This is a genomic window from Bacillus sonorensis NBRC 101234 = KCTC 13918 (assembly GCF_001592005.1).
GTDB classification, from domain to species: domain Bacteria; phylum Bacillota; class Bacilli; order Bacillales; family Bacillaceae; genus Bacillus; species Bacillus sonorensis.
In genome coordinates, this window is sequence record NZ_BCVZ01000019.1 from 65,527 (window position 1) to 72,503 (window position 6,977).

At 45.1% G+C, this 6,977-nt stretch carries 5 protein-coding genes; all 5 read right to left on the reverse strand.

From position 1 onward, the window contains the following. Nucleotides 1-251: 251 nt before the first annotated feature. Nucleotides 252-1,994, reverse strand: coding sequence for a two-component system histidine kinase PnpS (gene pnpS / locus BTR1S_RS17575; RefSeq protein ID WP_029419164.1), 1,743 nt, complete (start codon nucleotides 1,992-1,994; stop codon nucleotides 252-254). Then, nucleotides 1,987-2,709, reverse strand: a complete 723-nt coding sequence (locus BTR1S_RS17580) for a response regulator transcription factor (RefSeq protein ID WP_006637970.1) — start codon at nucleotides 2,707-2,709, stop codon at nucleotides 1,987-1,989. Before BTR1S_RS17580 ends, pnpS begins: the two co-directional genes overlap by 8 nt. A gap of 314 nt (nucleotides 2,710-3,023) precedes the next feature. Next, nucleotides 3,024-3,962, reverse strand: a complete 939-nt coding sequence (mdh, locus tag BTR1S_RS17585; protein ID WP_006637971.1) for a malate dehydrogenase — start codon at nucleotides 3,960-3,962, stop codon at nucleotides 3,024-3,026. 47 nt (nucleotides 3,963-4,009) lie between these two features. Further along, nucleotides 4,010-5,281, reverse strand: coding sequence for an NADP-dependent isocitrate dehydrogenase (gene icd, locus BTR1S_RS17590; protein ID WP_006637972.1), 1,272 nt, complete (start codon nucleotides 5,279-5,281; stop codon nucleotides 4,010-4,012). Nucleotides 5,282-5,439: 158 nt separating this feature from the next. Next, a complete protein-coding gene (gene citZ / locus BTR1S_RS17595) occupies nucleotides 5,440-6,558 on the reverse strand; it encodes a citrate synthase (protein WP_006637973.1) in 1,119 nt (372 codons plus the stop codon). Nucleotides 6,559-6,977: the final 419 nt, after the last annotated feature.

Genomic DNA, 6,977 nt, shown 5'->3' on the forward strand with positions numbered 1-6,977 from the left:
TCCTCCTAAGAAGCCGAGTTATTAAGCTTCCTTTCGCTTCATCTTCATATGTAGCTTATTTTATTTTAGCAAAGTTCATTTTGAAAGGAAAATCAGAGTCCTTTTTTAGAAAACAAAAAAAGGGACGCGTGATGATCTCGCGTCCGTCCATATGGCTCCTTGGATGAAGGGGTTCACTAATGATCCTATCAACCAAGTTTTAAAGGTGTATATAAAAGTTGTAAAGCCTTTGTAAAGATTGTTCATTCCGATCAATGCGAAGCGCGTTTTAAGCGGACTGTAAATACGGTGCCTTTTCCCTGCTCGCTTTCGACATCGATTTCACCGTGATGCGCTTCAACCAAATGCTTGACGATCGCAAGGCCGAGCCCGGTGCCTCCCGAGTTTCTGCTTCTGTCTTTGTCAATCCGGTAGAACCGTTCAAAAATTCTCGGGATTTCCTCTTTTTTGATGCCGATGCCCGTATCCCTCACCTTCACTTGAACCACATCTTCAAGCACTTCGGCAGAAATCGTCACACTGCCGGTTTCCGGTGTGTATGTGAGGGCATTGTTGACCAAATTTAAGAAGATCTGCTTCAATCTGTGCGGATCTCCGGAAGCAACGGCCGGTCCTTCCGGTTTTTCGAGCCTAAGCGAGATTCCTCTTTCCTCCGCTTTATTTTTCAAAAGCATTTCAATCTCCACAAGGATTTCACCGATGTCGCAATCTTGAATGTTCAGGGTGAAGTTTTGCTGCTCGATTTTGGAAAGATCCAATAGATCCTGAATGAGGGTTTGCAGACGCCCGCTTTCTTTTAAAATAATCGAGAGAAATTGTGAGAGGGTTTCCCGTTCGTTCATGGCGCCGTCAAGAAGCGTTTCGGTAAAGCCCTTGATTGAAGTAATCGGCGTTTTCAGCTCATGGGAGACGTTTGCGACAAAGTCCTTTCTCATTTCTTCAAGCTGTTTTCTCTCTGTCATGTCGTGGAACACGAGGACGATTCCCTTCCATTCATCATTGATGCCGATAATCGGAACCCCGTCGACTTCGAAATATCTTCTTTCAATCCGGATCGGCAGATGAAACATCTTGCGGACCTTTGTTTCGGTCATGAAAATTTCTTCAATAAGATTGATGATTTCTTCATGTTCAAGCACCTCATGATAAAAATGGTAAAGAAGCTGGTCCGCCTGAACGTGAAACTGTTTTTGATAGGCGCGGTTCACCAAATGAATATAGCCTTTCCCGTCAATTAAAATCAGCCCGGAATCTATGTTTTCGATCACGGTCTGCAGCCGGTCCCGCTGCATTTCCTGGGCTCTGGTCATGTCCTGCAAATTCTGGGCCAGCATATTAATCGACTGGCTCAGCATCGTCTCATCTTCGTTAAAAGTCCTCGCTTTGTAGTTTCCTTTCGCTAGCTCAATCGCAACTTGGGTTGCGGATTCAATCGGATTCGTGTATTGCGAGGTGATTCTCGCCCCAAGCCCTGCTATGATCAGAAACGCCGTTCCAAGGCTGACGCCGAGCAGAATCCAAATCTTCTGGTTGATATCCGCGAGCGAATCAACAGGTGAAGTGATCAGGAGATAGCCGTGCAGTTCCCCGCGTTCCTTCAGCGGCTGTACATAGCGGAATTTTGCTTCATCATCCGGATTGATTCGATAGCCTCCGCTTTCAACATTTTCTTCTGATTCAACCGCCTCTTTTATAACCGCTTGATCGGGGCTGCCTCCAAAATGAAAAAGGACCTTGCCTTTTGTATCTATCAGTGCTACGGCGCTGTTCAGTTCACGGCTTGCATTTTCCAACAGTGCGCCTTGCTCTTTAGACTTCAGATGATCGGTGTCCGCCAGCGAGGCGATCAAGCCGGCTTCTTTTTCAATATGGCTGCTTAATTTTTCATAGTAGGAAGTGTGAAACAAGTGAACAAGCAGAAAGCCGAGTGAAGCAAATACGAGAATCAAGAGCGTCAGCAGGGCAGCTAAAAGCCGAGTCCGAAATTTAATCATTCAGTTTCGGCTCCTCCATTTTGTAGCCAAGACCTCTGATCGTTTTAATGTATTCAGGTTTTTTGGTGTTTTTTTCAATCTTATCGCGCAGGTGGCTGATATGAACGTCGACAATGCGCGTGTCTCCCGCAAAGTCATAATTCCAGACAGCATTCAACAGAAGGTCTCTTGTCAGCACTCTTCCCTTATGCTTCCCGAGATATAAAAGAAGCTCAAATTCCTTCGGCGTGAGTTCGAGACGTTCGTTTTGAAAATATACCTCATAATGTTCAGGCAGTATTTTAAGCTCGCCGATGATCAGTTCCCCGGTATCCGCCTCTTCAGCTTCATCCTGCTGAACAGGCAGCGTCTGTGTTCTCCTTAAGATCGCTTTGACTCTTGCCGTTACCTCTCTCGGGCTGAACGGTTTTGTCATGTAGTCGTCCGCTCCCAATTCAAGCCCGAGCACTTTATCGAATTCATCGTCTTTTGCGGTAAGCATCAAAATCGGATACATCAATTTCTGCTGTCTGAGCTCCTTGCAGACTTCGATTCCGTCCATTTTTGGGAGCATCAGATCAAGCACAATCAGATCCGGCTTCTCTTCTATCGCTTTTAATAAGCCGGCCTCTCCGTCCATAGCCGTTACGACTTGGTAACCTGACCGTTCAAGGTTATATTTTAGAAGGGTAACAATTGATTCTTCATCGTCTACAACTAATATCTTTTTGCTCATGACATGCCTCCAGGCTTCAGATTTCCCCGACATCTCTATCTCTATTTTATGATCAACAAATGTTTTCACTCTTATTTTAACGAAAGCCTGTCTGTTCGACAATTTGATTTTTCTGTCTTTTAAAATAAACCTTCTTTTTACCCGTTTTCTGTACAGCTACATTCAAGAAATTCGAGATCATTAAAAGATAGAAATGTCCGGGCAGATGATTATGATTAGGTATATGCCCGGAGCCTGTGTTTATGTCTCGATTTTCATTTTTGCCTACTATGAAAAACGGGAAGGCTTTTCCAAGCCTTCCCTGTCTGTTTGTTCTATGAAAGTACCTTCATGACGTTCTTCACGGATTGAACGGATTGATCCAGCTGACTTTTTTCATAATCTGTCAGTTCAAGTTCGATAATCTGCTCAAGGCCGTTTCCGCCTATGATGGTCGGTACGCCGAGATAGATGCCTTCATAACCGTATTCACCTTCAAGGTAGGCGATCGTCGGCAATACACGGCGCTGATCTTTCAAGATCGCTTCAACCATTTCCGTCAGTGAAGCGGCAGGCGCATAATATGCGCTTCCGTTTCCTAACAGGTTGACAATTTCTCCCCCGCCTTTTCTCGTTCTTTCGACAATTGCATCAATGCGGTCTTTTGGAAGAAGCGTTTCAAGCGGAATGCCGCCCGCATAAGAATAGCGGACTAGCGGCACCATATCGTCCCCATGGCCGCCAAGCACAAAGCCTGTGATGTCCTTGACGGAAAGATTCAGCTCTTGAGCGACAAATGTTCTGAATCTCGCGGTATCGAGGATCCCCGACTGGCCAATGACCCGCTCTTTCGGAAAACCGGATTCTTTAAATACGGCATAAGTCATCGCGTCAACTGGATTCGTCAAGACGACGATGATACAGTCCGGAGAATATTTGACGACTTCTTTTGTGACGCTTCTCATGATTTTTTCATTTGTAGCGACAAGGTCGTCCCTGCTCATTCCAGGCTTTCTCGCGATGCCGGCGGTGATCACGACGATATCGGAACCGGCTGTGTCTTCATAATTCGCCGTTCCTTTAATATTTGCGTCAAACCCTTGGACAGGACTCGCTTCAAGCATGTCGAGCGCCTTGCCTTTCGTAGGGTTCTCAAGCTGCGGAATGTCGACCAGCACGACATCAGCCAATTCTTTTTGTGCCGTCAGGAATGCAGTTGTTGCACCCGTGAAACCCGCTCCGATAATAGATACTTTATTACGCTTCTTTCCCATTTTTTCTACCCCTTTTGTTGTTTTTTGTTGATAAAACCTATTGTTGGTTAAGACATGTTTTTGATGAGCTCATCCCCGAACTCAGAGCATTTTACTTCTGTCGCGCCGTCCATCAAGCGGGCAAAATCATATGTCACGACTTTGGAGGCGATTGTTTTTTCCATCGATTTAATGATAAGGTCGGCTGCTTCATTCCATCCCAAATGTTCAAGAAGCAGGACGCCGGAAAGGATGACTGATGACGGGTTGACTTTATCAAGGCCGGCATATTTAGGAGCCGTACCGTGCGTTGCTTCAAATATGGCATGCCCTGTTTCATAGTTGATGTTCGCTCCCGGCGCTATCCCGATTCCCCCTACTTGTGCCGCAAGCGCATCAGAGATGTAGTCCCCGTTCAAGTTCATTGTTGCCACAACGTCAAATTCCGCAGGACGCGTAAGAATCTGCTGAAGGAAAATGTCGGCGATGCTGTCTTTGATGATGATCTTCCCAGCTGCTTCGGCTTCGCTTTGCGCCTTATTGGCCGCGTCTTTGCCGTCTTTTTCAGCGATGCGGTCATATTCGGCCCATGTAAATACCTTGTCGCCGAATTCTTTTTCAGCCACTTCATATCCCCAGTTTTTAAAGGCTCCTTCAGTAAATTTCATGATGTTTCCTTTATGAACGAGGGTCACGGATTTACGGCCGTGCTCAATCGCATACTCGATGGCTGCTCTGACAAGTCTTGATGTTCCTTCTTGCGAAACCGGTTTGATTCCGATGCCTGATGTTTCAGGGAAGCGGATTTTATTAACGCCAAGCTCGTTTTTCAGGAAGGAAATCAGCTTTTCCACTTCTTCAGAACCTTTGGCGTACTCAATGCCTGCGTAGATGTCTTCGGTATTTTCGCGGAAGATGACCATGTCCGTATCTTCAGGGCGTTTGACCGGAGAAGGAACACCTTTGAAATAGCGGACAGGTCTTAAGCATGTGAACAAGTCAAGCTCCTGTCTGAGCGCTACGTTTAACGAGCGGATTCCGCCCCCTACCGGTGTGGTTAAAGGACCTTTAATGGCGATGAGATATTCGCGGATTGCGTCCAGCGTTTCCTCCGGAAGCCATTCGCCTGTTTTGTTGAATGCCTTCTCACCGGCGTAGACTTCTTTCCAGGTGATTTTCTTTTCGCCTTTATACGCTTTTTCAACGGCTGCTTCCAAAACCCTTGAAGCCGCTCTCCAAATATCAGGACCGGTTCCGTCCCCTTCGATAAACGGGATGATCGGGTTATTTGGAACGTTTAATGCTCCGCCAGAGACTGTAATTTTTTCACCTTGTGCCACAATAAAACCTCCCATAATATGTAGTGCATATAGAAAAACATTTGTTTCCCCCGGAGAGGGGGACAAGCATGTTTTTTCATAGATTCATAAGTTCATTTAGCAAAAAGCGTGTGAAGAAGGCTGTCCTTTAAAACCGCGGACAGCCCCTCATTCATTCGTCAGCTTCTTTCTTCAAGCGGAATGAACTTCTGCATGTCCGGCCCCGTGTAATCGGCGCGCGGGCGGATCAGTCGGTTGTTTTCATATTGTTCAAGAATATGCGCCAGCCAGCCTGATACCCGGCTGATCGCAAATATAGGCGTAAACAGATCATGGTCGATTCCTAAGCTATGATAAACCGACGCAGAGTAAAAGTCTACGTTTGGCGGCAGCTTTTTTTCCGATGTGACAATTTGTTCAGTCCGCTCGGAAATCTCAAACCATTTGCTCTCACCGGTTAAATTCGTCAGCCTTCTGCTCATTTCCTTCAAGTGCTTTGCGCGCGGATCGCCCTGCCGGTACACGCGGTGCCCAAATCCCATAATCTTTTCTTTCTTTTCAAGTTTGGCGCGAATATAGGATTCTACGTTTTCCACCTCGCCAATCTCTGAAAGCATTTTCATAACTGCCTCGTTTGCGCCCCCGTGAAGCGGGCCTTTCAAGGCGCCGATTGCGGCGGTTATTCCGGAATATACGTCTGAAAGCGTTGCGACGCATACCCTTGCCGTAAATGTGGAGGCGTTCAGCTCATGGTCCGCATGGAGAATCAATGCTTTATCAAAGGCTTCGATTTCGACAGGCGAAGGATCTTTTCCATTCAGCATATAAAGAAAATTGGCGGCAAAGCCGAGTTCAGGATTTGGTTCGATTGGCTCAAGCCCTTTGCGGATTCTTGAAAAAGCAGCGACAAGCGCAGGCATCTTTGCTTGCAGACGCACCGCTTTCCTGTAGTTCGCTTCCGCATCCATTTGATCTGCTTCTTCGTCATACAGCCCCAATAAAGAAACCGCTGTACGAATGGCTGCCATCGGGTGGACTTTTCGATTTGAGTAGGATTTGAAATGATCAATTAATTCTTTGGGGATGCCGGCATTTTCAGAAAGCTGTTTTTTAAGCTCGGCAAGCTCGGCTTTGTTCGGCAGCTTTAAATGCCAGAGCAGGTATACAATTTCTTCAAAGCTGGCGTTTTCAGTCAAATCATCGATGTTATACCCTACATATGTAAGAGTATCATCAATAATTGAACTTACTGATGATGTAGTTGCGACTACCCCTTCTAGGCCGCGTGTTGCTGTCATATACATCTCTCCCTTTTTTAAAAAATTTCCCCTTTTAAAATTAAACCAAAACCCTGGAGTAAAAACAACGCAGAATGCAATACACCTTCTTTTGGATCCAAAAAGAAAATGCTTACATTAAATCGTTTTTCAAATAAAACAATCATGCGTCTTTATACCCTTCAATACTCCGATAAGCTTAATAAAGATTAAGCATATTTATATTATAAACAATTATCAGACATTTGTTAAATGTTTAACTATAGTTTTTTCAGCTCATTTTTTAGTCTAGCTGTCTTCTATTTACAGACTTTTAGTAGTTTTTTACGGTTTAATTTGTATTCAATTATGTTTTTTTGAAAAAATACGGCTCTGAAATTTTTTCGGTTGCGAAACATATTGAACAAAAAAATCCCCTTTTTTCAAAGGGGATTTAGATT